Below are 3,083 nucleotides of genomic sequence, written 5' to 3'. Positions count from 1 at the left end.
GCGTAAGTACTTGTCATACCGAACGATATTGCCGGGGTGCAGTCCGAACCAAGCCCTGATTTCAAAGGGATTAAGACCGAAGCCAGCGAAGCCAGCGAAGCCAGCGCGAGGAGTCCGAACCAAGCCCTGATTTCAAAGGGATTAAGACGGTTGTTTCGTACGCATACATGAACCCGCCGACGTGTCCGAACCAAGCCCTGATTTCAAAGGGATTAAGACGGGCTTCGGTGTCCACGGTGCGCGTGACCTTGTGTCCGAACCAAGCCCTGATTTCAAAGGGATTAAGACACCTCAAAACCACGCCAAGCCGGAACCCTTAGGGTTGTCCGAACCAAGCCCTGATTTCAAAGGGATTAAGACGTGCCCGCTGGATGCCCACCTAGTGCCCACCTAGTGGTCCGAACCAAGCCCTGATTTCAAAGGGATTAAGACGCCGGGTTGATTCCTTACGCTTCGGCAGTTTCTGCGTCCGAACCAAGCCCTGATTTCAAAGGGATTAAGACGCTCCCACGAATCCGCGTCTACCTTCCGGTAGACGCGTCCGAACCAAGCCCTGATTTCAAAGGGATTAAGACATGGGGCCTGCGCCCAAATAATTTTATATTTTTGGTCCGAACCAAGCCCTGATTTCAAAGGGATTAAGACCCCGCTGCGTCGGCCGGAGGAGCGGGTTCTCCTTCGTCCGAACCAAGCCCTGATTTCAAAGGGATTAAGACCACCAAGGGATGGTCAGCGTTTAGGGTTAGCGCAGGTCCGAACCAAGCCCTGATTTCAAAGGGATTAAGACGCCTTCGTCGGCCTTCGTTGCATTGCTGGCCTTGTCGTCCGAACCAAGCCCTGATTTCAAAGGGATTAAGACTCTGCGCTCTGGGGTTTCTTAACCCCGAAGGCCGGTCCGAACCAAGCCCTGATTTCAAAGGGATTAAGACCTCGCGGATCGTCTTATATTGCGCGGCCGTGAGAGGTCCGAACCAAGCCCTGATTTCAAAGGGATTAAGACGCGTTACGCTTGGCGTTACCATCGCCACGCTTCGGGTCCGAACCAAGCCCTGATTTCAAAGGGATTAAGACAACAGAAACTCGACCTTTGTAAATCTTCGCCATGAGTCCGAACCAAGCCCTGATTTCAAAGGGATTAAGACACTGCGCTACGCTTGACGTTACCATCGCCACGCTGTCCGAACCAAGCCCTGATTTCAAAGGGATTAAGACGATCACGCTTGAGCGCGATCTCGCCTTTGGTGTGTCCGAACCAAGCCCTGATTTCAAAGGGATTAAGACCCACTGCGCACCGCGCAGGAACTGTGGATTGGGTCCGAACCAAGCCCTGATTTCAAAGGGATTAAGACCCGGTACGGATTGCCAGCATCTCAGCCAGCGGGCGTCCGAACCAAGCCCTGATTTCAAAGGGATTAAGACGGTTCGGTTTGCGCCACCACGTCAGCACCACATGTCCGAACCAAGCCCTGATTTCAAAGGGATTAAGACATCAGCTAGCACGTTGTTATAGAACCGGGGACGGTCCGAACCAAGCCCTGATTTCAAAGGGATTAAGACTCCATTGGTTTGACGGATAGACACTGCCCTATGCGTCCGAACCAAGCCCTGATTTCAAAGGGATTAAGACCTCCACGACGGTGGCCTCGTTTAGGTTGTTAGTGGCGTCCGAACCAAGCCCTGATTTCAAAGGGATTAAGACCCCAGTCTGGCCGACTTTATAGGCCCAAGTCTGGGTCCGAACCAAGCCCTGATTTCAAAGGGATTAAGACTTAAGCTGGCGCTCGATTTTGTTGCGGCCGACAGGGTCCGAACCAAGCCCTGATTTCAAAGGGATTAAGACTCGGCCAGCTCTTTGCTGGGCACGAGCACGACGGTGTCCGAACCAAGCCCTGATTTCAAAGGGATTAAGACGCTGCTCATCACTCCATCCGCGCAGCAGGCTGCGCGTCCGAACCAAGCCCTGATTTCAAAGGGATTAAGACGCGGATATCAGTCTTGAGTTGTTAAAGAACACCTGGGTCCGAACCAAGCCCTGATTTCAAAGGGATTAAGACGCCTCGCGGGCGATGCGGTTATGCTGCCCAACCCGGTCCGAACCAAGCCCTGATTTCAAAGGGATTAAGACTTCAGTCGGTTGATGGTGTTGATGTAAGAGAGCGTCCGAACCAAGCCCTGATTTCAAAGGGATTAAGACACTTGGACCCGGTGCACAGCGAGATCATCGTGCGTCCGAACCAAGCCCTGATTTCAAAGGGATTAAGACTTCGTGCCACTCGACGGTGCCGCCCATCTGCTGGAGTCCGAACCAAGCCCTGATTTCAAAGGGATTAAGACACTCGGTCATTCGTCGTCCTCGTCATCTTCAACGGGTCCGAACCAAGCCCTGATTTCAAAGGGATTAAGACGCGGTGCAGGGGCAGCACCTTCATGGCACCTCGGGGTCCGAACCAAGCCCTGATTTCAAAGGGATTAAGACCTGGGCCATGGAGAACTTGCTGCGCACCAGATCCGCGTCCGAACCAAGCCCTGATTTCAAAGGGATTAAGACTCATGTCACCCCCTGGACCTTGCGGCCGTGTTGGTGTCCGAACCAAGCCCTGATTTCAAAGGGATTAAGACGCCCCAGATCTATCTGGGCCTCGTACAAACCATCGGTCCGAACCAAGCCCTGATTTCAAAGGGATTAAGACGGGATACGTAGCCGTATTTGGTGACAGTCCCCTTGTCCGAACCAAGCCCTGATTTCAAAGGGATTAAGACCGCCAGCGCGATGGCGATGTTGGCCTTTGGGTATGTCCGAACCAAGCCCTGATTTCAAAGGGATTAAGACCCGAGGCTGGCGCTGTAGTAGCCAACCCGGATGTGGTCCGAACCAAGCCCTGATTTCAAAGGGATTAAGACTCCACCACGCGGCGGTGCGTGCGCTGGTACTCCTGTCCGAACCAAGCCCTGATTTCAAAGGGATTAAGACAGTTGGTCAATGTACGTATTCACCTTTTCGGTGAAGTCCGAACCAAGCCCTGATTTCAAAGGGATTAAGACGGTAGCGCATTCGTCATCCCCAAACAGCTTTCTCGTCCGAA

At 53.1% G+C, this 3,083-nt stretch carries 9 protein-coding genes; all 9 read left to right on the top strand.

The window, feature by feature from the left end:
* Positions 1–36: 36 nt before the first annotated feature.
* The 9 genes from ACK4TH_RS11305 to ACK4TH_RS11265 all read left to right on the top strand — a co-directional run bounded on the left by ACK4TH_RS11305 (position 37) and on the right by ACK4TH_RS11265 (position 3,005).
* A complete protein-coding gene (locus tag ACK4TH_RS11305; RefSeq protein ID WP_409626540.1) occupies positions 37–171 on the top strand; it encodes a hypothetical protein in 135 nt (44 codons plus the stop codon).
* Between the two features lie 10 nt (positions 172–181).
* Positions 182–394, top strand: a complete 213-nt coding sequence (locus tag ACK4TH_RS11300) for a hypothetical protein (RefSeq protein ID WP_409626538.1) — start codon at positions 182–184, stop codon at positions 392–394.
* Between the two features lie 44 nt (positions 395–438).
* Positions 439–627, top strand: coding sequence for a hypothetical protein (locus ACK4TH_RS11295; RefSeq protein ID WP_409626536.1), 189 nt, complete (start codon positions 439–441; stop codon positions 625–627).
* 177 nt (positions 628–804) lie between these two features.
* Positions 805–1,053, top strand: coding sequence for a hypothetical protein (locus tag ACK4TH_RS11290; protein WP_409626534.1), 249 nt, complete (start codon positions 805–807; stop codon positions 1,051–1,053).
* Between the two features lie 49 nt (positions 1,054–1,102).
* Positions 1,103–1,510 (top strand): hypothetical protein, encoded by a 408-nt coding sequence (locus ACK4TH_RS11285; RefSeq protein WP_409626531.1) that lies wholly within the window; start codon positions 1,103–1,105, stop codon positions 1,508–1,510.
* Between the two features lie 342 nt (positions 1,511–1,852).
* Positions 1,853–1,999: a hypothetical protein gene (locus ACK4TH_RS11280; protein ID WP_409626528.1), complete on the top strand. Its 147-nt coding sequence runs from the start codon at positions 1,853–1,855 to the stop codon at positions 1,997–1,999.
* Between the two features lie 267 nt (positions 2,000–2,266).
* Positions 2,267–2,458 carry a hypothetical protein gene (locus ACK4TH_RS11275; protein ID WP_409626525.1) on the top strand — a complete coding sequence of 64 codons (192 nt, stop codon included), beginning with the start codon at positions 2,267–2,269 and terminating at the stop codon, positions 2,456–2,458.
* Between the two features lie 117 nt (positions 2,459–2,575).
* A complete protein-coding gene (locus ACK4TH_RS11270) occupies positions 2,576–2,701 on the top strand; it encodes a hypothetical protein (protein WP_409626522.1) in 126 nt (41 codons plus the stop codon).
* 91 nt (positions 2,702–2,792) lie between these two features.
* Entirely contained in the window at positions 2,793–3,005 is a 213-nt protein-coding gene (locus tag ACK4TH_RS11265) for a hypothetical protein (RefSeq protein ID WP_409626519.1), read from the top strand.
* The last annotated feature ends 78 nt before the right edge of the window (positions 3,006–3,083 follow it).

Source organism: Tepidimonas sp., assembly GCF_046292505.1.
In the GTDB taxonomy this organism is placed as follows: domain Bacteria; phylum Pseudomonadota; class Gammaproteobacteria; order Burkholderiales; family Burkholderiaceae_C; genus Tepidimonas.
Note: the sequence above shows the minus strand (reverse complement) of the source record. Positions and strands in the feature narration are given on the sequence as shown.